The sequence below is a fragment of the Cryptosporangium sp. NPDC048952 genome (assembly GCF_043197895.1).
Taxonomy (GTDB): domain Bacteria; phylum Actinomycetota; class Actinomycetes; order Mycobacteriales; family Cryptosporangiaceae; genus Cryptosporangium.
In genome coordinates, this window is the sequence record NZ_JBICTY010000006.1 from 38,370 (window position 1) to 62,952 (window position 24,583).

The 24,583-nt window shown below is 69.6% G+C and carries 28 protein-coding genes and 1 pseudogene; 4 read left to right on the plus strand and 25 right to left on the minus strand.

Annotated elements, in window-relative coordinates:
• Positions 1-49: 49 nt before the first annotated feature.
• The 4 genes from ACGFY5_RS30460 to rplM all read right to left on the minus strand — a co-directional run bounded on the left by ACGFY5_RS30460 (position 50) and on the right by rplM (position 3,896).
• Positions 50-1,477: a phosphatase PAP2 family protein gene (locus ACGFY5_RS30460; RefSeq protein WP_392725133.1), complete on the minus strand. Its 1,428-nt coding sequence runs from the start codon at positions 1,475-1,477 to the stop codon at positions 50-52.
• On the minus strand, positions 1,458-2,801 hold the full coding sequence (gene glmM / locus ACGFY5_RS30465; RefSeq protein ID WP_392725135.1) for a phosphoglucosamine mutase: 1,344 nt from the start codon (positions 2,799-2,801) through the stop codon (positions 1,458-1,460). The genes ACGFY5_RS30460 and glmM overlap by 20 nt, the downstream gene beginning before the upstream one ends.
• A gap of 206 nt (positions 2,802-3,007) precedes the next feature.
• The gene (gene rpsI / locus ACGFY5_RS30470) at positions 3,008-3,415 is read right to left on the minus strand and encodes a 30S ribosomal protein S9 (protein ID WP_392725136.1); all 408 of its coding nucleotides are present in this window, start codon (positions 3,413-3,415) and stop codon (positions 3,008-3,010) included.
• Between the two features lie 37 nt (positions 3,416-3,452).
• Positions 3,453-3,896: a 50S ribosomal protein L13 gene (rplM, locus tag ACGFY5_RS30475; protein WP_392725138.1), complete on the minus strand. Its 444-nt coding sequence runs from the start codon at positions 3,894-3,896 to the stop codon at positions 3,453-3,455.
• 226 nt (positions 3,897-4,122) lie between these two features.
• Here rplM and ACGFY5_RS30480 point away from each other — a divergent pair, with 226 nt between their 5' ends.
• Positions 4,123-5,817 carry a hypothetical protein gene (locus ACGFY5_RS30480; RefSeq protein ID WP_392725139.1) on the plus strand — a complete coding sequence of 565 codons (1,695 nt, stop codon included), beginning with the start codon at positions 4,123-4,125 and terminating at the stop codon, positions 5,815-5,817.
• Here ACGFY5_RS30480 and ACGFY5_RS30485 read toward each other — a convergent pair.
• The gene (locus ACGFY5_RS30485; RefSeq protein ID WP_392725141.1) at positions 5,814-6,458 is read right to left on the minus strand and encodes a response regulator; all 645 of its coding nucleotides are present in this window, start codon (positions 6,456-6,458) and stop codon (positions 5,814-5,816) included. The two genes, ACGFY5_RS30480 and ACGFY5_RS30485, sit on opposite strands and share 4 nt — an antisense overlap.
• Positions 6,455-7,645, minus strand: coding sequence for a sensor histidine kinase (locus tag ACGFY5_RS30490; protein ID WP_392725142.1), 1,191 nt, complete (start codon positions 7,643-7,645; stop codon positions 6,455-6,457). The genes ACGFY5_RS30485 and ACGFY5_RS30490 overlap by 4 nt, the downstream gene beginning before the upstream one ends.
• 101 nt (positions 7,646-7,746) lie before the next feature.
• On the opposite strand from ACGFY5_RS30490, the pseudogene ACGFY5_RS30495 reads away from it, so the two are divergent.
• Positions 7,747-8,406, plus strand: a pseudogene (locus ACGFY5_RS30495) (ABC transporter ATP-binding protein); the annotation flags it as partial.
• Between the two features lie 32 nt (positions 8,407-8,438).
• Positions 8,439-9,179, plus strand: coding sequence for an ABC transporter permease (locus ACGFY5_RS30500; RefSeq protein WP_392725144.1), 741 nt, complete (start codon positions 8,439-8,441; stop codon positions 9,177-9,179).
• A 40-nt stretch (positions 9,180-9,219) separates the two neighbouring features.
• On the opposite strand, the gene ACGFY5_RS30505 is transcribed toward ACGFY5_RS30500, so the two are convergent.
• Entirely contained in the window at positions 9,220-10,839 is a 1,620-nt protein-coding gene (locus ACGFY5_RS30505; RefSeq protein ID WP_392725146.1) for an ABC-F family ATP-binding cassette domain-containing protein, read from the minus strand.
• Positions 10,840-10,945: 106 nt separating this feature from the next.
• Here ACGFY5_RS30505 and pgm point away from each other — a divergent pair, with 106 nt between their 5' ends.
• Positions 10,946-12,589, plus strand: a complete 1,644-nt coding sequence (gene pgm / locus ACGFY5_RS30510; RefSeq protein ID WP_392725148.1) for a phosphoglucomutase (alpha-D-glucose-1,6-bisphosphate-dependent) — start codon at positions 10,946-10,948, stop codon at positions 12,587-12,589.
• Here the strand turns inward: pgm and ACGFY5_RS30515 are convergent.
• From ACGFY5_RS30515 to rplF, 18 genes are all read right to left on the minus strand, one after another.
• Complete coding sequence (locus tag ACGFY5_RS30515; protein WP_392725150.1) at positions 12,579-13,805, minus strand: hypothetical protein; 1,227 nt, start codon at positions 13,803-13,805, stop codon at positions 12,579-12,581. The genes pgm and ACGFY5_RS30515 overlap by 11 nt on opposite strands.
• A gap of 25 nt (positions 13,806-13,830) precedes the next feature.
• A complete protein-coding gene (gene truA, locus ACGFY5_RS30520) occupies positions 13,831-14,706 on the minus strand; it encodes a tRNA pseudouridine(38-40) synthase TruA (RefSeq protein WP_392726350.1) in 876 nt (291 codons plus the stop codon).
• Positions 14,703-15,359, minus strand: a complete 657-nt coding sequence (gene rplQ, locus ACGFY5_RS30525) for a 50S ribosomal protein L17 (RefSeq protein WP_392725152.1) — start codon at positions 15,357-15,359, stop codon at positions 14,703-14,705. Before rplQ ends, truA begins: the two co-directional genes overlap by 4 nt.
• A 66-nt stretch (positions 15,360-15,425) precedes the next feature.
• Positions 15,426-16,448 (minus strand): DNA-directed RNA polymerase subunit alpha, encoded by a 1,023-nt coding sequence (locus ACGFY5_RS30530; protein WP_035857798.1) that lies wholly within the window; start codon positions 16,446-16,448, stop codon positions 15,426-15,428.
• A 102-nt stretch (positions 16,449-16,550) separates the two neighbouring features.
• Positions 16,551-17,177 (minus strand): 30S ribosomal protein S4, encoded by a 627-nt coding sequence (gene rpsD / locus ACGFY5_RS30535; RefSeq protein WP_344647607.1) that lies wholly within the window; start codon positions 17,175-17,177, stop codon positions 16,551-16,553.
• A 31-nt stretch (positions 17,178-17,208) separates the two neighbouring features.
• Entirely contained in the window at positions 17,209-17,613 is a 405-nt protein-coding gene (gene rpsK / locus ACGFY5_RS30540) for a 30S ribosomal protein S11 (protein ID WP_035857800.1), read from the minus strand.
• Between the two features lie 51 nt (positions 17,614-17,664).
• Positions 17,665-18,045 carry a 30S ribosomal protein S13 gene (gene rpsM, locus ACGFY5_RS30545; RefSeq protein WP_035857801.1) on the minus strand — a complete coding sequence of 127 codons (381 nt, stop codon included), beginning with the start codon at positions 18,043-18,045 and terminating at the stop codon, positions 17,665-17,667.
• A 170-nt stretch (positions 18,046-18,215) separates the two neighbouring features.
• Positions 18,216-18,329 carry a 50S ribosomal protein L36 gene (gene rpmJ / locus ACGFY5_RS30550; RefSeq protein WP_035857802.1) on the minus strand — a complete coding sequence of 38 codons (114 nt, stop codon included), beginning with the start codon at positions 18,327-18,329 and terminating at the stop codon, positions 18,216-18,218.
• A 61-nt stretch (positions 18,330-18,390) separates the two neighbouring features.
• Positions 18,391-18,612 carry a translation initiation factor IF-1 gene (infA, locus tag ACGFY5_RS30555; protein WP_035857803.1) on the minus strand — a complete coding sequence of 74 codons (222 nt, stop codon included), beginning with the start codon at positions 18,610-18,612 and terminating at the stop codon, positions 18,391-18,393.
• Positions 18,613-18,776: 164 nt separating this feature from the next.
• Complete coding sequence (locus ACGFY5_RS30560; RefSeq protein ID WP_392725153.1) at positions 18,777-19,217, minus strand: DUF1707 domain-containing protein; 441 nt, start codon at positions 19,215-19,217, stop codon at positions 18,777-18,779.
• 23 nt (positions 19,218-19,240) lie between these two features.
• A complete protein-coding gene (gene map / locus ACGFY5_RS30565; RefSeq protein WP_392725154.1) occupies positions 19,241-20,062 on the minus strand; it encodes a type I methionyl aminopeptidase in 822 nt (273 codons plus the stop codon).
• Between the two features lie 57 nt (positions 20,063-20,119).
• Positions 20,120-20,770, minus strand: coding sequence for an adenylate kinase (locus tag ACGFY5_RS30570; RefSeq protein WP_392725155.1), 651 nt, complete (start codon positions 20,768-20,770; stop codon positions 20,120-20,122).
• Entirely contained in the window at positions 20,770-22,101 is a 1,332-nt protein-coding gene (secY, locus tag ACGFY5_RS30575; protein ID WP_392725157.1) for a preprotein translocase subunit SecY, read from the minus strand. The genes ACGFY5_RS30570 and secY overlap by 1 nt, the downstream gene beginning before the upstream one ends.
• 271 nt (positions 22,102-22,372) lie before the next feature.
• Positions 22,373-22,822 (minus strand): 50S ribosomal protein L15, encoded by a 450-nt coding sequence (gene rplO / locus ACGFY5_RS30580; RefSeq protein WP_392725159.1) that lies wholly within the window; start codon positions 22,820-22,822, stop codon positions 22,373-22,375.
• 4 nt (positions 22,823-22,826) lie between these two features.
• Positions 22,827-23,009 carry a 50S ribosomal protein L30 gene (gene rpmD / locus ACGFY5_RS30585; protein WP_344647613.1) on the minus strand — a complete coding sequence of 61 codons (183 nt, stop codon included), beginning with the start codon at positions 23,007-23,009 and terminating at the stop codon, positions 22,827-22,829.
• Position 23,010: 1 nt separating this feature from the next.
• Positions 23,011-23,607: a 30S ribosomal protein S5 gene (gene rpsE / locus ACGFY5_RS30590; protein WP_035857810.1), complete on the minus strand. Its 597-nt coding sequence runs from the start codon at positions 23,605-23,607 to the stop codon at positions 23,011-23,013.
• A gap of 40 nt (positions 23,608-23,647) precedes the next feature.
• Entirely contained in the window at positions 23,648-24,043 is a 396-nt protein-coding gene (gene rplR / locus ACGFY5_RS30595) for a 50S ribosomal protein L18 (RefSeq protein ID WP_392725161.1), read from the minus strand.
• Entirely contained in the window at positions 24,043-24,582 is a 540-nt protein-coding gene (gene rplF / locus ACGFY5_RS30600) for a 50S ribosomal protein L6 (protein WP_392725163.1), read from the minus strand. Before rplF ends, rplR begins: the two co-directional genes overlap by 1 nt.
• Position 24,583 lies beyond the last annotated feature (1 nt).

Consider the following 24,583-nt stretch of genomic DNA (forward strand, 5'->3'; position numbering starts at 1 on the left):
GCGACTACCGGACCCCCTATGGCGGGATGACACAGAGCGACGTTCGGCGTTAACTCTCGACCTTTCGGACAGTAAGCCGGTCGGAGGTCGGTGATTTCCGCAACATCAGCACCACGACGATCACCAGCCACAACGCCCCATAGGCCGCGCCGGCTACTACGTCGGTCGGATGGTGCATACCGCGATAGACGCGACACAGCCCGACGACCGCCGCGAGGGTGAACACGGCGGCCAGCCAGCGGCCCGGGTGCTTGCCGGTCCGGCGGCACAGCAGGACGGCCAGGATGCCGTAGCAGGCGACGGTTGCGCCCGTGTGTCCGGACGGAAAACTGCTGGTCGGAGGCGCGATGTCGAGGTGCTGCACGGACGGCCGCGGACGATCGACGAGCGAGGAGACCAGCAGGAAACCCCATACCTCGCCGACGACGGCCAGCACGATCGCGGTCGGCTCGAGCCAGCGCCGGTACACCAACCGGGCAGCGAGCCAGCTGACCACCGTGACGGTCGTGACCGTCGACGTCTCGCCGAGCAGCGTCGCGAACGCGGTAACGTCGTCCAGCGCCGGCGTGCGGCGCTGGGCGAACCAACCCGGCAGGGCGGCGTCCGGAGGCGCTTTCGTGACGAGCCATCCCGCACCGAGCGTGACCGCGACGAGCGCGGCCCAGGGCAGCACCAGGCGCGGCAACCAGTGCGCCGTCTCGGTGACCGCGGCGCGGAATCCGGGCAGCGGCCGCGGGTCGGCGTCCGGTTCGCTGCGCTCGGGCTCGATGCCTGCGGTCAGCACGTCGGTGTGCGCCAGGCCTGCCTCGCGTCGCCAGATCTGGAACACGATCGTCGTCGCTGTCACCCAGCCCAGGCCGACGAGGCAGCCGCCGACGACGTCGCTCAGGTAGTGCACGCCCAGCGCGATCCGGGAGAAGCACACCGCGAGCACGATCACCGCCGCTGCTGCCCAGCCGGCTTTGGGCACGCGCCCCCGGTCCAGCCAGAGCAGCACCAGGACCGCGCAGCCCACGAACGCCCCGAGGGCGTGCCCCGACGGGAACGAATACCCGTCCGCATACGCGACCGCCTCCGGCAGCGTGGGCCGCGCCCGCTCCACCACCTCTTTCAGGACGACGCCCAGCAGCGCGCCGCCCCACGTCGTCACCAGGGCCCAGATCGCGAGCCGGGGCCGGTCGACGGCCAGCAGCCAGATCGCCACGATCGTGGCGACCAGGCGGAACGTCTCCGGCCGCCCGACCGTCGAAATGGCTTCGAGCGTGTCGACGAATGCCGGGTGCTTGGTGGCGAGGCCGTTCAGCGCCTGCGCGACGTCGAGGTCCAGGCCCGCGACCGGCCCGTCGACGTTCTTGACGACGACGGCGAGCAGCGCGACCGGCACCGCGACGGCGCACGCCACCGCGAGCGCGACCCCGAAGCGGACCAGCAGCCGCCGGTCCGCTCTGGGTTCCGCGCTACCCGACGTCGGCGACAACCTTCGCGATGCGGTGGGCGACGGCCTCCGCGTCCTCCTGGCTGGCGGCCTCCACCATCACGCGGATCAGGCGCTCGGTGCCCGACGGGCGCAGCAGCACCCGCCCGGTCTCGCCCAGCTCGCGCTCGGCCTCGGCCACGGCCGCCGCGACCGACTCGGCCGCGGCGACCGCGGCCTTGTCCTGCACGCGGACGTTGATCAGTACCTGCGGCAGCCGCGTGACAGCGCTCGCCAGCTCGGCGATCGTCTTGCCGCTGGACGCCATGCGCGCCATCAGGTGCAGCGCGGTGAGCAGACCGTCGCCGGTGGTGGCGTGCGCCGGCATCACGACGTGGCCACTCTGCTCGCCGCCCAGCGCGAGGTTCCGCGCCCGCAGCGCCTCCAGCACGTACCGGTCGCCGACGCCGGTCGTGACCAGCGCGATCCCGGCTTCCTTCATCGCGATCGTCAGGCCCAGGTTGCTCATCACGGTGACGACGAGCGTGTCGTCGATGAGCGTCCCGGCGTCCTTCATCGCCAGCGCGATGATCGCCATGATCTGGTCGCCGTCGACCGTGTTGCCGTCCGCGTCGACAGCGAGGCAACGGTCGGCGTCGCCGTCGTGGGCGATGCCGATGTCGGCGCCGTGCTCGAGGACGGCTTTCCGCACCACGTCGAGGTGGGTGGAGCCGACGCCCTCGTTGATGTTCAGGCCGTCCGGCTCGGCCGCGATCGGGATGACCGTCGCGCCGGCCCGCCGGTAGAGCTCGGGGGCGACCGCGGACGCAGCGCCGTTCGCGCAGTCGACGACGACCGTGATGCCCTCCAGGCGATGCGGGAGCGTCGTCAGCAGGTGCTCGACGTACACCTCGCCGCCGTCGAGGTAGTCACCGATCCGGCCGACTCCTGCGCCCGCCGGACGCGTCCACTCGCGGGCCGCGTTGTGCCGGATCGCTTCCTCGATCGCGTCTTCGATCTCGTCCGGAAGCTTGTGCCCGCCACGGGCGAACAGCTTGATGCCGTTGTCGGGCATCGGGTTGTGGCTCGCCGAGAGCATCACGCCGAGGTCGGCGCCGAGCTCCGCGGTCAGGTGCGCCACCGCCGGTGTCGGCAGCGAGCCGACTCTGGTGACGTCGGCGCCCGCGCTCGCGAGACCGGCGCAGACCGCCGCCTCGAGCATCTCGCCGCTGGCCCGGGGGTCACGCCCCACCACGGCCTTCGGACGCGGTCCCTCGACCCCGGCAAGCACATGTGCCGCGGCGACGGCGACCGCCATCGCGAGTTCCGGCGTGAGGTCGCCGTTGGCGAGGCCTCGAACTCCGTCGGTACCGAACAGACGACCCATCAGTCCCGCCACTCCGCGGAGGTCACGACCGCTCGCTCCGAGCGGTACGGGTGAAGTGAAATGGCCTCACGGGCCCGACCGTAGCGGGTCGAGAAACGCAAACCTGTCGGGTGTGCGACGTCGCAGTGCCCGGACCAAGCCGCCCCCGTGTAACACACCGGCCGGTGGCGAGGACCGCCACCGGCCGGGTCAAACCCTGGTAAAGATCAGCGCTTGCTGTACTGAGGCGCCTTACGGGCCTTCTTGAGACCGTACTTCTTCCGCTCCTTGACCCGGGGGTCACGAGTGAGGAAGCCGGCCTTCTTCAGGGACGGACGGTCATCGGGCTCGACGGTGATCAGCGCACGCGCGATCGCGAGCCGGAGCGCACCGGCCTGGCCGGTGATGCCGCCGCCACGCAGGCTCGCGATGACGTCGAACTGCTCGGTCTTCTCGAGGGTGACGAACGGCTCACGGATGAGCTGCTGGTGCACCTTGTTCGGGAAGTATTCCTCGATGGTGCGGCCGTTCAGCTTGAACTGGCCGGTACCCGGAACGAGCCGGACCCGGACGATGGCCTCCTTGCGGCGGCCGACCGTCTGGATCGGCTTCTCCGCGACGACAGGGATGGTCACGCTGAAAGTCTCCTACTGCTGGCTGCGGTGTCGCGGATTACTGAGCGACCTGGTTGATCTCGAACGGCTCCGGCTTCTGAGCGCTGTGCGGGTGCTCCGGGCCGGCGTAGACCTTGAGCTTGCTCAGCAGCTGGCGACCGAGCTTGTTCTTCGGCAGCATGCCGCGAACCGCGAGCTCGATGGCCCGCTCCGGCCGCATTTCCAGCAGCTCGTTGTAACCGACGCGCTTGAGGCCGCCCGGGTAACCGGAGTGCCGGTAGGCGACCTTCGTCTCGCGCTTGTTGCCGGTCAGGGCGACCTTGGACGCGTTCACGACGATGACGAAGTCACCGGTGTCGACGTGGGGCGCGAAGATCGGCTTGTGCTTGCCGCGCAGCAACTGCGCTACGTGGGTCGCGAGCCGTCCGAGGACGACGTCGTTCGCGTCGATGACGTGCCACTGACGCTGGACGTCTCCGGCCTTCGGGCTAAACGTACGCACGGGTCTACCTTGTCTCGTCAGTTCTCGGGTCCGCTGGCCGCTCACCGGCGGTTGAGCGCGCAAGTGATCCGGGCGAGTCAACCCCGCGGAAGCAGAAAGCGCGCAACAGCAGCTAAGGATACCCGGCAAATTCGAGCATGGTCAAAAGCGGCGTGCGCTGGGCTTTGCTGAACAGCCTAGGAGATGCGACGCACGGTTGCTGCGGAGGGTAAGTAGGCTCGGCGGCATGACCACGCCGCCTCCGGGCCACCCGGGTTGGGACAGCCCACCCCACGGTCGGCCCGGTGCCGACGAGCCCGACACCGCGAACCAGCCGCCGTCGGGCGACCAGGCGTACCCGTACGGGGGCCAGCAGCAGCAGGGATACCCGCCGGCGCAGGACTATCCGCAGCAGGGTTACCCCCAGCAGGGAGCGCAGCCGCAAGGGTACGGGCAGCAGGAGTACCCGGAGCAGGAGCGCAGCTGGTTCGAGCCCTCGCCGAAGCCTCCGGGCTACCAGGAGGGCCCGTCGGGGCAGCACGCCGCGCAGCAGCAGGGGTACCAGGAGCAGGGCTATCCCGACCAGCGCTATCCCGATCAGGGGTACGCGGAGCAGGGCTATGCGGACCAGGGCTACCAGCAGCAGGGCTACCAGGGTCAGCAGGGCTATCAGGAGCAGGCGCCGTACGCGCCGCCCCAGTACCCGGATCAGCAGTACCCGGATCAGCAGCAGTACGGCGGCGGGCAGCAGTACCCCGACCAGGGGCAGTACGGCGGCGGGCAGCAGTACCCCGATCAGGGGCAGTACGGCGGCCAGCAGCAGTACGGCGGCCAGCAGCAGTACGCGGACCAGCAGTACTCCGACCAGCAGCAGTACGGCGGTGGGCAGCAGCAGTACGGCGGTGAGCAGCAGCAGCAGTACGGCGGCCAGCAGGGTCCGCAGTACGGCGACACCCGGTACAACGACCCGCGCTACCAGCAGACCGACCCCCGCTACGGGGAGTACGGGGGGGCACCGGCCAGCGGCGCTCCGTACTCCGGTGCGCCCTCCAGCGGCGCACCGGCCGCGTACCCACCGCTGGAGGGACCGGGCGGCGACCCGTACGGCTCCTCCTACCAGTACGGCAGCGGTTTACCGGCCCGCGCGGAAGGCGATCGTCACACGTCGGTGACCCCGACCCGCCCCCGGCTCGACGAGCCCCCGGCGGACGAGAACGGTGGCCGCGGCAAGCTGATCGCGATCATCGCCGGCGCGGCCGTGCTGGTGCTCGTGCTGGTCGGCATCGGCGGCTTCCTGTTCTTCCGGGACGACGACTCGACCGACAAGGCGGCCGCACCCGCACCTTCCGCGAGCAACAAGAGCGAGGCCCCGTCGCCGAGCGAACCCGCGAGCGCGAGTCCGACCACGTCGGCGAGCGGCGCGGGCGACAAGCTCGCGTCCCGTGACACCGACCCGTCGCCGCTCGAGCTCACGGCGATCAGTCTGCCCAAGTACACGCTCTCCACCAGCGGCAGTTACACCCGCACCGGCCAGGACAAGGCCGCCGACTGCGGCAAGTCCGTCGACGGCGGTGCGGTGGCGCTGGTGAAGAAGCTGAAGTGCTCCGAGGTGACCAGCGTCACCGCCGTGAACACCACGACGAGCTGCGCGGTGACGTTCGGCGCGCTGAACTTCCCGGACGCCGCGACCGCCGCCCAGGCGGAGACCGCGATCAAGGGCAGCACGGCCGGAAGCTTCGTGCCGCGTCGGCACAACGTCGCGGCGGAGGGTCAGTCCGGCAAGAAGGACTGGTGGTTCTACCGCAAGGCGTACGGCCACTGGCTGGTGTTCTCCAGCGGTGCGTACACCTCGGGCAAGAAGGCCGAGAAGGACCCGGTCATCGACACCTGCTCGCAGGACTTCCTGTACTACGTGATCGACGCGCTGGACAAGCGCCGCTAGGTCGCCTGCTGCACGAGCAGCGCGACCTGGACGCGGTTCGTGCAGTCGAGTTTCGTCAGGACACGGCTGACGTAGGTCTTGACCGTCGTCTCGCTGGTGCGGAGGCGCTCGCCGATCGTCGCGTTCGAGAGCCCCTCGGCGACGAGGTCGGCGACGTTCCGCTCGCGCGGGGTGAGGTTCGCGAGCCGCTCGCGGGCGGCTCGGCGTCGGTCCGAGTCGTCGGGCATGACGTGTTCGAGGACGATCCGGGCCGCGGAGGGCGACAGGTACGCCTCGCCGGCGTGTGCGGCCCGGACCGCGGCGGTCAGTTCCGCTGGTGAGCAGTTCTTGAGCAGGAAGCCGGCCGCGCGGTTGTGCACCGCCCGCAGCACGTTCGGTTCGGCGCCGAACGACGTCAGCACGACGACCGGTACCGCGGGGTTGCGTCGTCGTAGCTCCTCGACGACGCCGAGGCCGTCCAGCTCGGGCATCCGGATGTCGACGAGCACTACGTCGACGCCGGGAGCACTCGCCCGTTCGACGGCCCCGCGCCCGTCCGCCACCTCCGCGACGACGGTGAGATCGTCGGCGGCCTCCAGCACCGTGCGGATACCGGCCCTGATCAGCGGTTCGTCGTCGGCGATCAGCACCCGGATCGTCATCCGCCACCGACCAGCATCGCGGCCGGCAGCACGCCGAACAACAGGACCGCGGTCACCGCGCCCAGCAGCGCGACCCGGCGCGGGCCGCCGGTCACCGGCGCCGGCTCGGGCTCGGGCTCGGGCTCCTCGATGGGCAACAGCACGCTGAGCCGGGCCTCGCCGCCCTCGCAGCGCAGGTCCGCGAATCCGCCCAGCGCCTCCACGCGTTCCCGCATCCCGACGACACCGTGGCCGCCACCGGAGAGAGCGGCGTCGTCAACCGGATTGACGATCGTCAGCAGCAGCGCGTCCGACTCCCAGCCGAGCGTCACCGCCACCGGACGGCCCGGTGCGTGCTTCCCGGCGTTGGTCAGACCTTCCTCGACGACCCGGTACGCCGCCCGATCCGCGTCCGGGCCCAACCGGCCCGCCGCACCGCTGCCCGAGACGGTGACGGCCACACCGGCTCGGACGTAACCCGCGACCAGCGCGTCGAGCTCGTCCAGCCCCGGAGCGTCGAGGTCGTCGCCGTGCCGGAGCGAGCCGACGACCTCGTGCAGCTCCCCCAGCGCTTCCCTGGCCGAATCCGCGAGCCGGGTGATCGCCTCCCGCTGCCCGGTCGGCAGGTCACCGACCTCCAACGCCGCAGCCTGGATCGAGACCAGGCCGAGCCGATGGCCGAGCGCGTCGTGCATGTCGCGCGCGATCCGCAGCCGCTCCCGGAGCCGCTCCCGCTCGGCCGACAGCTCCCGGGCCCGACGAAGCTCCCGGTTGCGCCCGCGGAGCGCCGCGAGCAGGTCCGCGTGCTGGCGCAGATAGCGCCCGGCGACCAGCGGTAACACGACGAAGACGAGGTACGGCGTGATCGCCTGCAGAACTGGCTCGGTGAACGCGGCCACGATCGGGACGCCGAGACCACCGACCGCCGCGCCCACGGTCAGCATCGCGTCCGCGCGCGTTCGCGCGCGCCGGCCCGCGCAGAACGCCGTCCAGAGCAACAGGACGTACGCACAGCCGGTGACGGTCGCGAGTACCACCGCGACGACGAACGCGGCGGAGGACCAGCGGCGCGAAGCCAGGATCGCCGCTCCGGCCACGAGCGCGTGCAGGGCTGCGCCGAGGGCCGACGTATGGACCGCAGGAATCGTCAGCAGTTCACCGGCGAAGGCAGCCAGCGGTAAGAGGGCGGCGACGATGCGATGTCCCATGCCCAGCAGGCTACGAGCCGGCGTCACCGCCTACTTTGGTTTCCGGCGGGTGCGACTTTCGCGAGCTGACGCGCCGGGTCGGCGTCCCTAGCGTGCGGGGCGTGCTCGAACTGCGGAACCTCTCCAAGCGCTACGGGCGGACGCTCGCCGTCGACGACGTCTCGTGCGTCGTGCACCCCGGCCGGGTCACCGGCTTCCTCGGCCCGAACGGGGCGGGCAAGTCGACGACGATGCGGATGATCGTCGGCCTCGACCGGCCGTCGAACGGCCAGGTCCTGGTGAACGGTGTGCACTACAGCGCCCTCCGGGAGCCGCTCCGGCACGTCGGCGCGCTGCTGGAGGGGCCGTCGGCGCATAGCGGGCGCAGCGGGTATCACCACCTGCTCTGGCTCGCCCGCTCCAACCGCGTCCCCACGGCGCGGGTCCACGAGCTGCTCTCGTCCGTCGGCCTGGACGACGTCGCGCGCCGACGCGTGGGCAGCTACTCGCTCGGCATGAAGCAGCGCCTCGGCATCGCCGCAGCGCTGCTCGGCGATCCACCGGTGCTGCTGTTCGACGAACCGACGAACGGGCTCGATCCAGCGGGCGTCCGGTGGCTGCGCGACACGCTGCGGTCCTTCGCCGAGGAGGGACGCACGGTGCTCGTCTCCAGCCATCTGATCAGCGAGATGGAGCTCACCGCCGATCACCTGCTCGTCCTGGCCCGCGGCCGGCTGCTCGCCGACGCCCCGCTCGACGAGTTCCGCGGCGCCACCGCCCTCGAGGACGCGTTCCTGCAGGCGGTGAGCGAGGCATGATCGCCGCCGAGCTGATCAAGTTACGTACGCTGCGCTCCACACCGTTGACGCTCGGCCTGGCGCTGCTCGTCAGCGGCGGGCTGAGCGCCCTGGTCGGCCTGAGTTTCCGCAACGGCACCGTGCGCGGCGAGTTCGATCCGGTCTTCGCCGCGTTCTACGGCCTGACGGTCGGGCAACTCCCGCTGGTGGTGTTCGCCGTGCTGGCGGTGGGCTCGGAGTACCGCTCCGGCACGATCCGGGCCTCATTGGCCGCCCTTCCCCGGCGCGGCCGGTTCTTCGGCGCGAAAGTCGGCGCGACGCTGCTGGTCCTCGTCGTCGCGGCGCTCGCCACGGTGGCCACCAGCGCCGTGACCGCCCAGCTCACGCTCGGCCGGCGCCGGGCCGAGCTCGACGTCCTACTGCCGGCAGCCGCCGGAGCCTGGCTCTCGCTGACGCTGATCGGGCTGTTCGCGCTCGGTATCGCCACGCTCGTGCGCAGCTCCACCGTCGCCCTCGGGGTGCTGCTCCCGCTGATGCTGCTCGGCTCACAGGGGCTGGGCAACGTCCCCGGTGTCAAGGTCGTCACCCAGTTCCTGCCCGACCAGCTGGGGTGGGTGGTCATGCACCTCGCCGGGCCGCAGGACGACCCCCGCTGGGCCCGCGACTACGGCCCCTGGACCGGCCTCGCCCTACTGGCCGTCTGGGCCGCAGCCGCGCTGATCGCCGGGTACGTCAACCTGCAGAAACGAGACGCCTAACAACGGCGGTGGAGCCCGTCGTTCTCGACGGGCCGTGCAACTAGCGCGTCCGCTCGACGCGACCCGAATCCCACACCGGCTCGGCGGTCTCCCGCACCCGGCCGTCCTCGGCGAACGACAGGAACCGGTCGAAGCTCCGCGCGAACCACCGGTCGTGCGTCACCGCCAGCACGGTGCCGTCGAACGCCGCCAGCCCCTCCTCCAGGGCCTCCGCCGACTGCACGTCGAGGTTGTCGGTCGGCTCGTCGAGCAGCAGCAGCGTGCAGCCCGACAGTTCGAGCAGCAGCACCTGGAACCGGGCCTGCTGGCCACCGGAGAGCGTCGCGAAGTCCTGGTCGGCCTGCGACTGCAGCCCGTACCGCCGCAGCGCGGAGATCGCGCGTCCGCGATCGAGTCCCCGCCGGGTTCCTTCCCCCCGCCCGAGGATGTCGACCAACGGCTTCCCCACCCACTCCGGGTGCTCGTGCGTCTGCGCGAACAGCCCGGCGACGACCCGGGCGCCCAGCTTCCACGCCCCGGTGTGGGTGACCGAATCACCGCCGAGCAGCCGCAGGAAGTGGCTCTTGCCGCTGCCGTTCGCGCCGAGCACGGCCACCCGCTCGCCGTAGTAGACCTCCAGGTCGAACGGCTTCATCAGCCCGGTGAGCTCCAGCCCCGTACACGTCACCGCGCGGACGCCGGTGCGCCCACCGCCCAGCCGCATCTTCACGTTCTCGGTCACCGGACGCTCCGGCGGCGGACCGGCCTCCTCGAACTTCGCCAGCCGCGTCTGCATGGCGTGGTACTTCGCCGCCATCGCCTCGCTGTTCTTGGCCTGCTGCTGCAGCGTCCGGACGAGGTCTTTCAGTCGTTGATGCTCCTCGTTCCAGCGTTTGTGCAGCTCGTCGAGCCGATCCAGGCGCGCCGTGCGGGCGTCGTGGTAACTGGCGAAGCCACCGCCGTGCACCCAGGCCGAGTGCGCCTCGAGCGTGACGACGTGCGTGGCCGTACGGGCCAGCAACTCCCGGTCGTGGCTGACGAACAGCACGGTCTTCGGCGTCTCCACCAGGCGGTCCTCGAGCCAGCGCTTGCCCGGCACGTCGAGGTAGTTGTCGGGCTCGTCGAGCAGCAGCACCTCCTCCGGCCCCCGGAGCAGCGCCTCCAGCGCGAGCCGCTTCTGCTCGCCGCCGGAGAGCGTGCGCACCATCCGGTGCTGCGCCCGGTCGAACGGGACGCCGAGCGCGGCGACCGTCACCGTGTCCCACAGCACCTCGGCGTCGTAGCCTCCGGCGTCACCCCAGCCGACCAGCGCGTCGGCATAGCGCAGCTGCGTTGGCTCGTCCTCGCGCTCCATCATCGCGAGCTCCGCGGCCTCCAGCGCCTCGCCGGCCGCCCGCAACGCACCCGGCGCCAACCCGACGAGCAGGTCGCGCACGGTCGTCTGGTCACGCACCGAGCCGATGAACTGACGCATCACGCCCAGCCCTCCGACCCGCACGACCGATCCGGCCTGCGGGGTGAGGTCGCCGGAGATCATCCGCAGCAGCGTCGTCTTGCCGGCGCCGTTCGCGCCGACGAGCGCGACTGTCGCTCCCTCACCGACCCGGAACGACACCTCGCGGAACAATTCGCGTCCGTCGGGCAGCGTGTGCCCCAGCCCCGATGCTTCTACATAGCCCACGGGGGGAAGATTCTCCCGGAACCCCGCTCGCCGGTCACCCCGGTTTTCGGTCATCCCGGTTTTCGGTCATCCCGGTTTTCGGTCACACAGTCTCGAGGAGTGCACGATGTCGAACAACCCCCGTGCCGGACAACCGGCCGAACCGTCCGACCTCGTCGACGTCGCCCACCTGATCACGGCGTACTACGCCGAGCACCCCGACCCGGCCGCGATCGAGCAGCGGGTTGCGTTCGGCACGTCCGGGCACCGCGGTTCGAGCCTCAAACGGGCCTTCAACGACGACCACATCGCCGCCACCAGCCAGGCGATCGTCGAGTACCGGGCCCAGCAGGGCACCGACGGCCCGCTCTACCTGGGTCGTGACACGCACGCGCTGAGCGAGCCGGCCTGGACGACCGCGCTGGAGGTCTTCGCCGCGAACGGCGTCACGGTGCTGATCGATTCCCGGAACGGCTACACGCCCACCCCGGCGCTCTCGCACGCGATCCTGGCCTGGAACCGCGGGCGCACCCAGCACCTCGCCGACGGCGTCGTCGTCACCCCGTCGCACAACCCGCCGGACGAGGGCGGGTTCAAGTACAACCCGACGCACGGCGGCCCGGCCGACACCGACGCCACGAAGTGGATCCAGGAGCGGGCGAACGAGCTCATCGCCGACGGCCTGCGCGGCGTCAAGCGCATCCCGCTCCAGCGCGCGCTGCAGGCCGACACCACGTCGAAGTACGACTACCTCGACAAGTACGTCAGCGACCTGCCGAACGTCGTCGACCTGGAGGCGATCGCCGCGTCGGGGCTGCGCATCGGCGCCGACCCGCTGGGCGGGGCCAGCGTCGCCTACTGGGGAGAGATCGCCGAGCGCTACAAGCTCGCGATGACCGTGGTGAATCCGCTGGTCGAGGGCGACTTCCGATTCATGACGCTGGACTGGGACGGCAAGATCCGGATGGACTGCTCGTCGCCCTCGGCGATGGCGTCGCTGATCAGCCGTCGGTCCGAGTACGACCTGGCCACCGGCAACGACGCCGACGCCGACCGGCACGGCATCGTCACGCCCGACGCCGGGCTGATGAACCCGAACCACTACCTCGCGACAGCGATCGAGTACCTCTACGCCCACCGCGAGGGGTGGCCGGCCGACGCGGCGATCGGCAAGACGCTCGTGTCGTCGTCGATGATCGACCGGGTGGCCGACTCGCTCGGCCGGCGCCTGGTGGAGGTGCCGGTCGGCTTCAAGTGGTTCGTGCCGGGGCTGCTCGACGGGTCGGTCGCGTTCGGCGGCGAGGAGAGCGCCGGGGCGTCGTTCCTGCGGCGGGACGGGCGGGTCTGGACCACGGACAAGGACGGGCTCATCCTCGACCTGCTCGCGGCCGAGATCACCGCGGTGACCGGGAAGACGCCCAGCGTCCACTACGCGGCCCTGACGGAGCGTTTTGGTGCACCGGCCTACGCCCGCGTCGATGCGCCCGCTACGCGCGAGCAGAAGGCGCGGCTGGGCAAGCTCTCGCCGGAGCAGGTGACCGCCACCGAGCTGGCCGGGGAGCCGATCGTCGCGAAGCTCACCGAGGCACCCGGCAACGGTGCCGCGATCGGCGGGCTCAAGGTAGTCACCGAGTCCGGTTGGTTCGCGGCGCGACCCTCGGGCACCGAGGACGTCTACAAGATCTACGCCGAGTCGTTCAAGGGCGCCGACGACCTCGCGCGCATCCAGGAGGAAGCCCGCGAGGTGGTCGGCGCGGCTCTCAAGGGCTGACGAACTCCCTCATCGCCTCCGGGGAGTCGGGAAAGCCGTACTCGCCCAGCAGCATCGAGAAGTTGCCGAAGCGCGTGTCGTCCCAGAGCCACGGCCCTGGGGCGGCCGCCAGCACCTGCGCCAAGCGCTGCTGGCGGTCGTCGAGCTCCGCGAAGGATGTCCCTTCGTGCACCGGCCCGTGCGGGCACGCCAGCCGCAGCGCCTCCCCGGCGATGGTCAGCGCCGGCGACCCCTGCACCTGCGGCAGCCGCGCCAGGAACGCGTTGAACGCAGCCGTGTCGTGCTCCCGTCCCAACTGCCGCAGTGCGAGCGCCGCGTAGCCGGCCAGGTCCCCGTCCAGATACGGCATCCGGACGTCCGGCGCGCTGCCACCGCCCGCCCAGTGCAGCAACTCCGCGGCGACCCGGTCCCCGGACCGGGGCCCGTCGAGCTTGGCGGCCGCGATCGCACCGGCCCACCGGACCACCGGCCGCTCGTCGACCAGCGCGCGAGCGGCCATCCGCTCGCTGCCCGCGGCACCGAGCAGCCCGGCCGCGACGACAGCCGCCGCGGTCTCGGCCTCGTCGCCGACCGCCGCGAGCGCGTCCAGCGCCGCCAGCGACACGTCCGGGTCGTCGTCCGGGAACCAGCCGATCGTGTACGCGGCGACGAGCGCGACGCCGTCGTCGTCCGGCAGCGCGCCCAGCGGCGTCGCCCCAGCCAGCACATTGGGTCCCTCGGCGGCGAACGCCACCGCTGCGGGCCGGGCGGCGAGGCGGCGCAGCAGCGGTAACCCGGCCGCGACGGCGTCGTAGGCACGTTCCTCGGCCAGCGCGTCGACCTTGGCCGCCTCGTCGATGCTCAGGCCGTCCCAGCCCTCGCGGAGCAAGCGCGCCATGACCTCCTCGCCGCCGATCGCCTCGAGGCGCAGGTCCTCGATCGGCAACAGCTCGGGCAGCCACGCCTCGTCGCCACCGATCGCGATCAGGGCGACGAGTTGCCCGATGAACGCGCGGTCGGGCACCGACGGGTCGGCCAGCAGGTCGAGCAGGAGAGGCACTGCGTACGCGCTGGCCGGGTAGCGGGTGCCCTGGTGGACGATGCTGTTGAACAGCTCACCCAGCGCCTCGTAGCGGACTTCCGCGTCGTCCGAGCGCAGTGCGGCGATGTTGCGGGGCACGTCTTCGGCGGTGCCGTAGGCATGCGTGAGCGAGGACCAATCAACCGTGGAGGGCACACGGACATCCTCGCGTCCCGTCCGCTCAGGACGTGGGGAGGGTCCGCACCCGCCTCGTCAGGTCGATGCGCGCCGCGAGCTCCTCATCGGGTGGGTACTCCACCGCCATCAGCGTGAGCCCGTGCGGTGGCGCGACGTGGACCCCGCCGGCCCGGTCGGCCAGCGTGAGCAGCGACGCCGGCCAGGACGCCGGTTTCCGTCCCTCCCCCACCGCGAGCAACGACCCGATCAGGCTGCGCACCATCGAGTGGCAGAACGCGTCCGCCGCGAGGTGGGCCTCGAGCACGCGGCCCGGGCCCTCGGGAGACACCTCCCAGCGGAACTCCTGCAGCGCACGGATCGTCGTCGCGCCCTCACGGCGGCGGCAGAACGCGGCGAAGTCGTGCTCGCCCAGCAGGCCGGCGGCGGCCTCGCGAAGGGTCTCCAGGTCGAGCTCGCGGGGCCAGGCCAGCGTGTCGCGCCGCCGCAGCGGCTCGGCGCCCCACCGGGCATCGGTGACCCGGTAGAGGTAGCGCCGACGCATCGCGCCGAACCGCGCATCGAACGACGGGTGCGCGCGGGTCACGGCACGCAGTCTGACGTCGCCCGGAAGAACACCGGAGAGCCGACGGACCAGGGACGGCCCGAGGGTTTCCCAGACCTCGACGGGAAGGTCGCAGTGGGCGATCTGACCGGCCGCGTGCACCCCCGCGTCGGTGCGGCCGGCGACGGTGAGCGCGACGTCCGTTCGGGTCACCCGCGCGAGCGCCTCGGTCAGCTCACCCTGCACCGTGCGCTGACCGCGCTGGATCGCCCACCCGGCGAAGTCCGTGCCGTCGTAACTCAGGTCCAGCCGGACACGAACGAGCCCGCCGCCCCCGGCATCACCGGGAACAGCGGGCTCGTCTGCGATCAGGATCAGGCCTTGTCAGTCGAGTCAGACTCGGCGGCGTCGTCGGCCTTGGCCTCCGCGACGTCAGCCTTGGCCTCGGCGGCCTCCGCCTTCGCCTCGGCAGCGTCGGCCTTCGCCTCAGCGGCCTCGGCACGAGCCTCGGCAGCGTCGGCCTTGGCCTCGGCGACGTCCGTGTCAGCAGTCTCGTCAGCAGCCGGGGTCTCGTCGGCCCCGGTCTCGCCCGACAGGGCTGCAGCCTTGTCGTCCTTGGCGAACTTGGTGCCGCGAGCGCGCTCGGCCTCACCGACGGCCGTCTGCGCCACGGTCAGCGCCTCGACCAGCTCGATGAGCGCCATCGGAGCATTGTCACCCTTGCGGGGCTCGAGCTTGACGATCCGGGTGTAACCGCCGGGGCGGTTGACGTACCGGGGGCCGATCTCGGCGAACAGGTGACCGACCACGTCCTTTTCCCGCAGCAGGCTGAGCACCTGGCGACGGGCGTGCAGGTCTCCGCGCTTGGCGAAGGTGATCAGCCGCTCGGCGTACGGGCGCAGCCGCTTCGCCTTGGCTTCGGTGGTGGTGATCCGGCCGTGCTCGAACAGCGCCCGTGCCAGGTTCGACAGCAGGTGCTTCTCGTGCGCCGGGCTACCGCCGAGGCGGGGACCCTTGGTGGGCGTGGGCATCTTCCTTGCTCCTCGGTTGGCCGCTCCGCGGCCGGTCCCCAACGGGAACCGGCCCCGGCCAGCGGGTTACAGCTGCTCGGTCTCGGCGTAGTCGGCGCCGTCGTAATCGGCGTCCGAGAAGGTGTCCACGACGTTCGCCGGGTCGAACCCGGGCGGGGAGTCCTTGAGCGCGAGACCCATCGTGGCCAGCTTCATCTTGACCTCGTCGATCGACTTCGCACCGAAGTTGCGGATGTCGAGGAGGTCGGCCTCGCTGCGGGAGATGAGCTCACCCACGGAGTGGATGCCCTCACGCTTGAGGCAGTTGTAGGAACGGACCGTCAGGTCGAGCTCCTCGATCGGCAGCGCCAAGTCGGCCGCGAGTGCGGCGTCCTGCGGCGACGGGCCGATGTCGATGCCCTCTGCGGTCTCGTCCAGCTCGCGGGCGAGCCCGAACAGTTCGACCAGGGTCGAACCGGCCGAGGCGAGAGCCGTCCGCGGGGTGAGCGAGTTCTTCGTCTCGACGTCGATGATCAGCTTGTCGAAGTCCGTGCGCTGCTCGACACGAGTGGCCTCGACCGCGTACTTGACCTTCAGCACCGGGGAGTAGATCGAGTCGACCGGGATCCGGCCGATCTCCTGCCCGGGCTGCTTGTTCTGGACAGCCGAGACGTAACCACGTCCACGCTCGACGGTCAGCTCCATCTCGAGCCGGCCCTTCGCGTTGATCGTGGCGATGTGCAGGTCCGTGTTGTGCACGGTGACGCCGGCCGGCGGAGCGATGTCCGCGGCGGTGACCGTGCCCGGGCCCTGCTTGCGCAGGTACATCGTGACCGGCTCGTCGTTCTCGGAGCTGATCACGAGCTGCTTGATGTTGAGGATGAGCTCGGTGACGTCCTCTTTCACCCCCGGAACGGTGGTGAACTCGTGCAGGACGCCGTCGATCTTGATGCTGGTGACAGCGGCACCGGGGATCGAGGACAGCAGCGTGCGCCGGAGCGAGTTGCCCAGCGTGTAGCCGAATCCGGGCTCCAGCGGCTCGATGACGAACCGGGAACGGTGCTCGTTGACCTGCTCTTCGGTCAGCGCGGGGCGCTGGGTGATGAGCACTACCTACTCCTGTCGGTCAGGGCGTCCGCTATATGACGCCCGCCAAAAAAACTACAGACACAACAATGGTACGGCCGACGCCGAGGCGTCGGCCGTCACCGATTACTTCGAGTAGAGCTCGACGATCAACTGCTCCTGGACCGGCGTGTCGATGACCTGCCGGGCCGGGAGAGCGTGGACCAGGATCCGCATCTGGCTGGAGAGGACCTCGAGCCAGGCCGGGATGCCCCGGGAACCCGCCTCGGCGCGCGCCACGACGAACGGCGTGAGCTCGCGGGACTTCTCCCGGATCTCGACGATGTCGTTCTCGCTGACGCGGAACGACGGGATGTCGACCTTCACGCCGTTGACCAGAACGTGGCCGTGGCGGACGACCTGGCGCGCCATGTCGCGCGACTTCGAGAAGCCCGCGCGGTAGATGACGTTGTCCAGGCGCGACTCCAGGATCTGGAGCAGGATGTCGCCGGTCTTGCCCTGCTTGCGGTTCGCCTCGACGTAGTAGCCGCCGAACTGCTTCTCCAGAACGCCGTAGATGCGCTTGGCCTTCTGCTTCTCACGAAGCTGCAGCAGGTACTCGCTGTCCTTGGTGCGCCCGCGGCCGTGCTGGCCCGGCGGGTAGGGACGAACCTCGATCGGGCACTTCGGCGACTCGCACTTGCTGCCCTTGAGGAACAGCTTCATCTTCTCGCGCCGGCAGCGCCGGCAGTCAGCACCGGTGTAACGGGCCATTTCTCCTCAGTCTCCTATTACGTGGTGCTGATCAGACGCGGCGGCGCTTGGGCGGGCGGCAGCCGTTGTGCGGCATCGGGGTGACGTCCGAGATCGATCCGACCTCGAGGCCGGTGGCCTGGAGCGAACGGATCGCGGTCTCGCGGCCGGAGCCGGGACCCTTCACGAAGACGTCGACCTTGCGCATGCCGTGCTCCTGCGCCTTGCGGGCAGCGTTCTCGGCGGCCATCTGCGCGGCGAACGGCGTCGACTTACGCGAGCCCTTGAAGCCCACGTGGCCGGCGGACGCCCAACTGATCACGTTGCCCTGGGGGTCCGTGATCGACACGATCGTGTTGTTGAACGTGCTCTTGATGTGCGCGTGGCCGTGCGCGACGTTCTTCTTTTCCTTGCGCCGGACCTTCTTGACCCCGGCGCCACGGCTCTTCGGTGGCATTACTAAAAGTCTCCTCGAGAAAATGCGGTAGCTAGCTGGGCAGCGGGGCTGTTACTTCTTGCCCGGCTTCTTCTTGCCGGCCACGGTCTTGCGCGGGCCCTTACGGGTGCGCGCGTTGGTGTGCGTGCGCTGACCGCGCACCGGAAGGCCGCGGCGGTGCCGGATGCCCTGGTAGCAACCGATCTCGATCTTGCGCCGGATGTCGGCGGCAACCTCGCGGCGCAGGTCACCCTCGACCCTGAACTGACCCTCGATGTAGTCACGAAGGGTCACCAGGTCTTCGTCCGACAGGTCACGAACGCGGGTGTCCGGGTTGAGCCCGGTCGCCTTGATCGTTTCCAGCGAACGGGTCCGGCCGATACCGAAGATGTACGTGAGCGCGATCTCGAGCCGCTTTTCGCGGGGGAGGTCTACGCCGACGAGACGTGCCATGGGTGGGCGTACTCCTTCTGCTTGCGGAGGTCTGAGCGTTTCGAATTCCCGCCTGCCCGGGCGGGCCCCGGCCTCCGACCGGGGGTGAGCGCATTACGCGCTTCGAACGCTTTGAAGAGTGTCGTGCGAGTGCTTCTGCACCGCCCTGAGGAGAGGGCGACGGTGCGTTGTCAGCCCTGGCGCTGCTTGTGGCGCAGGTTCTCGCAGATCACCATGACCCGGCCGTGACGGCGGATCACCTTGCACTTGTCACAGATCGGCTTGACGCTCGGGTTGACCTTCACGGCTGTTCGCCATCTCCTAGAAAACGCCGCCAGCCGTGAGGGACCAGCGCGCTGCTGTCGATTACTTGTAGCGGTAGACGATGCGCCCACGGGACAGGTCGTAGGGCGAGAGCTCCACGACCACCCGGTCCTCGGGCAGGATGCGGATGTAGTGCTGCCGCATCTTCCCTGAGATGTGAGCCAGGACGAGGTGGCCGTTCTGCAGCTCCACGCGGAACATCGCGTTCGGCAGCGCCTCGACTACCCGGCCTTCGATTTCGATGGCCCCGTCTTTCTTGGGCATGTCCTCCGCAATCGTGACGTCGTTCCGGGCCCGGAGGCACCGGCGGTAAAACTCAAGTGAGGCTCGTTGGTCTTCAGCCGCGTCCCTCGGAGCATGCCGAGAGAACAGACGCAACGCGCCAGCTACGAAGTCTACGTCGTCGACGCCCGCCCCGCCAAACCGGCCTAGTCGCGCCGACCCGTCAGGCGGTTGCCGAGGATGAACAGGCCCCAGATACCGAGAGGGAAGATCGGCCAGAAGAACACGAACTCGCCGCGCGTGATGCTCGTGATGGCCCAGATCCCGGTCAGGATGATGCCGATGCGCAGCCAGGTGGCCTCGGAGTCGCCCAGTCGTCGCTTGGCGGGAACCGGAGCCTCTCCGCCGGCCACCGGCGGCCGCGGGGTGTTCCCCGGCTGAGCCGGCAGGTCCGCCGTGAGCGGCACCAGGTCCGCCTCGGTCTTGGCCGCGTAGGCCAGCGCCGCACGCTCGTCGAACTCGGTGAGATCGAGGCGGCCCTCGTCGAGAGCGGACTTGAGGCGGCTGACGACCACCTGACGCTCGGCGTCCCCGACACGGAGAGAAGGCTGCTTCGGCTCGGGGACCTCGGGTAAGGGCGCGGACATACGTCCAGTGTCGCTCGCCGGGGCTACTCGCGCGACTGTTGCTGGGTGACCGCGTCACCGAGGCGGGAGACGCCGCCGTCGATCGCGGTCAGCACCCACGGGCCGTCCTCGGTCAGTACGAACGTGTGTTCGGTGTGTGCTGCCCGCGAGCCGTCGACAGTGACGACGGTCCAGCCGTCCTCCAGCTCGACCGTGTCGGGGTCGGCCATCGTGATCATCGGCTCGATCGCGAGCGCCATACCGATGCGCAGCTTCGGGCCGCGGCCGGCCTTGCCGTAGTTCAGCACGTGCGGGTCCTGGTGCATCTCGGTGCCGATGCCGTGGCCGCCGTAGTGCTTCACGATGCCGAAGTCGCCACCGGCACGCACGGCCTTCTCCACCGCGTGGCTGATGTCGGTGAGACGCCCGCCGACCTTCGCTGCCGCGAAGCCCGCCCACATGGCGTCCTCGCAAACCTTGGTCATCTCCAGGTAGGTGGGATCCACCGTGCCGACGCCGACCGTGATCGCCGAGTCGCCGTGCCAGCCCTCGACGATCGCACCGCAGTCGATCGAGATCAGGTCGCCGTCCTCGAGGACCTGACCCTTGCTCGGGATGCCGTGGACGACCTGGTCGTTAACCGAGGCGCAGATCGACGCCGGGAAGCCGTGGTAGCCCTTGAACGACGGGATCCCACCCATCGACCGGATCGACTCCTCGGCGATGGCATCGAGCTCACCCGTCGAGACGCCGGGGGCCACCGCAGCGCGGAGCCGCTCGAGCGTCTTCCCGACCACGAGACCGGCTTCTCGCATCAGAAGGATGTCGGCCGGCGATTTGAGCTGGATCTCCTGCGTCCTGAACACGTTCTCGACACTAACGCGACGAAGGGCCGGGCGTTCAGCCCGGCCCTTCGTTGAGACCTACTCGAACGGCGCCAGCGCGTCGATGGCGCGGTCGGTGACGTCCTCGACCGGACCGGTGGCGTCGATGCCGACGAGCTTGCCCTGAGCGCTGTAGAAGTCGACCAGGGGCTCGGTCTGCTCGTGGTAGACCTCGAGCCGCTTGGCGATCGTCTCCGGCTTGTCGTCGTCACGCTGGAACAGCTGGCTGTCGCATCGGTCGCAGACGCCGTCGACGGTCGTCGGGTCGAACTCGACGTGCCAGATCTTCCCGCAGCCCCGGCAGGTGCGCCGACCGGACAGCCGGCGGATCACCTCGTCGTCCTCGACCACGAGTTCGAGCACGACGTCGATCTTGACGCCGAGCTCCTTCAACATGTCGTCGAGCACCTCGGCCTGCGGGACGTTGCGCGGGAACCCGTCGAGCAGGAACCCGTCGACCGCGTCCGGCTCGGCCAGCCGCTGGCGCACCATGTTGATCGTGATCTCGTCCGGCACGAGCTGACCGGCGTCCATGTACTTCTTCGCCTCGACGCCCAGCGGCGTGCCCTGCCCCACGTTGAAGCGGAACAGGTCGCCGGTCGAGATCTTGGGCGCGGCGAGGTTCGCTGCGATGAACTCGGCCTGAGTCCCCTTGCCCGCACCCGGGGGGCCGACCAGTACCAGCCGCACTAGCGGAGGAAACCTTCGTAGTTGCGCTGCATGAGCTGGCTCTCGATCTGTTTAACGGTCTCGAGACCGACACCGACGATGATCAGTACCGCCGTACCCCCGAAGGGGAAGTTCTGCGTGTTGTTGCCGCCGTCATCGAGTAGGGAGATGAACAAGTTCGGAAGAACCGCGATGATACCGAGATAGATCGACCCGGGAAGAGTGATCCTGCTCAGAATGTAGCCGAGGTACTCGGCCGTCGGCCGACCGGGCCGGATGCCCGGCACGAATCCGCCGAACTTCCGCATGTTGTCCGCGACCTCAGTCGGATTGAACGTGATCGCCACGTAGAAGTACGTAAAGAAGACGATCAGGCCGAAATACAGCGCGATATGGACCCACGAGTCCGCCGGCGTAATCCACTTGTCGACGAACCGCTGTACGGATCCGGGGTCGTCCGGGTTGCCCAACTGGCTGAACAACTGCGGCAGATAAAGCAGCGATGAGGCGAAGATCACCGGGATGACACCGGCCTGGTTGACCTTCAGCGGGATGTAGGTGGAGGTGCCTCCGTACATCCGGCGACCGATCATCCGCTTCGCGTACTGGACCGGGATCCGGCGCTGCGCCTGCTCGATGAAGACCACCAGGCCGATGACGACCAGGACGATCACGAGCACGATGCCGAAGACCAGACCACCCTTGGTCTCCAGGATGTTGTTGCCCTCGTACGGCATGCGCGCCGCGATCGAGGTGAAGATCAGCACCGACATGCCGTTGCCGACGCCGCGGTCGGTGATCAGCTCACCGAGCCACATCACGACGGCCGTACCGGCGGTCATGGTCAGCACCAGCGTCGTCAGCGTCAACCACTGCGGCTGGGCGGTGTTGCTCGGGATCACCGACAGCGTGCAGCCCTGGAACAGGTTGCCGCTCCGTGCGAGGGCGATGTAGCCCGTCGACTGCAGGATCGCCAGGCCGATCGTCAGATAACGCGTGTACTGCGTGATCTTGGCCTGTCCCGCCTGGCCCTCCTTGCGGAGCTGCTCCAGCCGTGGAATGACCACGACGAGCAGCTGCAGGATGATGCTGGCGGTGATGTAAGGCATGATGCCGAGCGCGAACACCGACAACTGCAGCAGCGCTCCGCCGCTGAACAGGTTGAGCAGCGTGAGTACCTCGCTGCCACCACCGGTGTTCAGCTGCCGGATGCACTCGTTGATGTTCGTGACCGACACGCCTGGCGACGGCAGCGTGGCGCCGATTCGGTAGATCGCAATGATGAACAGCGTAAAGAAGATCTTCTTGCGCAGGTCGGGCGTACGAAACGCCCTACCGAAGGCGGCGAGCACAAGTCCTCCTGCGCACGGACCCATGGTCATGGCCCGCTGATCGGTCAGGGCCGGCGACCCTTGGGGGTCGGCCGCGGCCCAGTGTGGTCGGGGCAGCCCGCTCCGCCGTCAGGCGCGGGCCTGTGGTGCGACTCTAACAGCCAGTTGGTCTCCCATGGCCCACGCCGAACTCTGCCGTGAGCACAACGCCCCTGAGAGGGCGCTGAGGAAGCCATAGGGACCAACGGAGTCCGGCCCGGGCGAGTTCCGCCCGGGCCGGCTTGAAATCCTGTTACTGCTCGATCGGGGTTGCCGAACCGCCGGCAGCCTCGATCTTCTCCTTTGCGGTGGCCGAGAACTTGTGCGCCGTCGCGGTGAGCTTGACGCCACCGAGATCGCCGTCGCCCAGGATCTTGACCAGGCGGCCGGGACGGACCGCACCGGCGAGCGCGAGCTCCTCCGGTCCGATCTCGCCACCGTCGGGGAACAGCTCAGCGAGGCGGTCCAGGTTCACGACCTGGTACTCCACGCGGAAGCGGTTCTTGAAGCCCTTCAGCTTCGGCAGTCGCATGTGGATGGGCATCTGCCCACCCTCGAAGCGAGCCGGAACCTGGTAGCGGGCCTTGGTTCCCTTGGTACCGCGACCAGCCGTCTTACCCTTCGAGCCTTCACCGCGACCCACACGGGTCTTCGCGGTGCGCGCGCCCGGGGCCGGCTTCAGGTGGTGGACCTTGAGGGCCATGGCGTTACTCGACCTCCTCGACCGTCACGAGGTGGCGCACGGTCTGAACCATGCCGCGCATCTCGGGGCGATCTTCCTTCACGACGACGTCGTTGATCCGCTTCAAGCCGAGCGACCGCAGCGTGTGGCGGTGGTTCTGCTTGGTGCCGATCGTCGACCGGATCTGGGTGACCTTGAGGCGTGCCACGTCACTCCCCTCCGGCCCGAGCCCGCAGCAGCGCCCGCGGCGCCACGTCTTCGAGGGGCAGACCGCGGCGCGCCGCGATCGCCTCGGGACGCTCGATCATCTTCAGCGCCGCGATCGTGGCGTGCACGATGTTGATCGCGTTGGACGAGCCGAGGCTCTTGCTCAGGATGTCGTGGATGCCGGCGCACTCCAGCACCGCGCGCACCGGACCACCGGCGATGACACCGGTACCGGGGCTGGCGGGCTTCAGTAGGACGACACCGGCAGCCTCTTCACCCTGAACCGGGTGAGCGATGGTCGAGCCGATCCGCGGCACCTTGAAGAAGTGCTTCTTGGCCTCCTCGACGCCCTTGGCGATGGCGGCCGGCACCTCCTTCGCCTTGCCGTAGCCGACACCGACGGTGCCGTCGCCGTCGCCCACCACGACCAGCGCGGTGAAGCTGAAGCGACGACCACCCTTGACGACCTTCGCGACACGGTTGATCGCGACGACGCGCTCGATGTGCGGCGACTTCTCCGGGGCCGATCCGCCCCGCCCGCCGTCGCGGCGGTCCCGGCGCTCGCCGCCTCCACCGCCTCGGCGCTGCTGACCAGGCATCAGACGTTCCCCTCGTAGCTCTTGTCGGTGCTGGTGATCATCAGAACTCCAGCCCACCTTCGCGAGCGGCCTCGGCCAGAGCCGCGATCCGCCCGTGGTACTTGTTGCCGCCACGGTCGAACACGACCGCGTCGACACCCGCCGCCTTGGCGCGCTCGGCGACCAGGGAACCGACCTTCTTGGCCAGGGCCGACTTGTCGCCGTCCCCGCCGCGGATCGACACGTCCAGAGTCGACGCCGACGCGACCGTACGGCCGAGGTCGTCGTCGATGATCTGGGCGTAGATGTGGCGGGTCGACCGGGTGACGACCAGACGCGGACGCGCCTCGGTACCGACGACCTTCTTCCGCAGGCGGAAGTGGCGGCGCGACTTGCCCACCCGGCGGACGGCGGAGACGCCGGCGCCAGACTTCCGGTGAAGCAGATTCGCACCCATCACTTACCTGCCTTTCCGGCCTTGCGCCGGACGTTCTCGCCCTGGTATCGGACGCCCTTGCCCTTGTAGGGCTCCGGCGGACGAATCTTGCGGATGTTGGCGGCGACCTCGCCGACCAGCTGCTTGTCGATGCCCTCGACCACGAACTGGGTCGGCTTCTCGACGCGGAACGTGATTCCCGCAGGCGGCCGGACGACGACCGGGTGGCTGAACCCGAGCGCGAACTCGAGGTCGGAACCCTTGGCCGTGACGCGGTAACCGGTGCCCTGGATCTCCAGGGTCTTGCTGTACCCGGAGGTGACGCCGGCGACCATGTTCGACACCAGCGTCCGGGTCAGCCCGTGACGCTCCTTGGCGCGACGCTCGTCGTTCGGACGCGTCACCTCGATGGAACCGTCGTCGCCGCGACCGATCGTGATCGGCTCGACGACCTGGTGGGTGAGAGTGCCCTTCGGGCCCTTCACAGTGACCGTCGAACCGTCGATCGCGACGTCGACGCCGGAAGGCACCTGGATCGGCAGCTTACCGATGCGTGACATG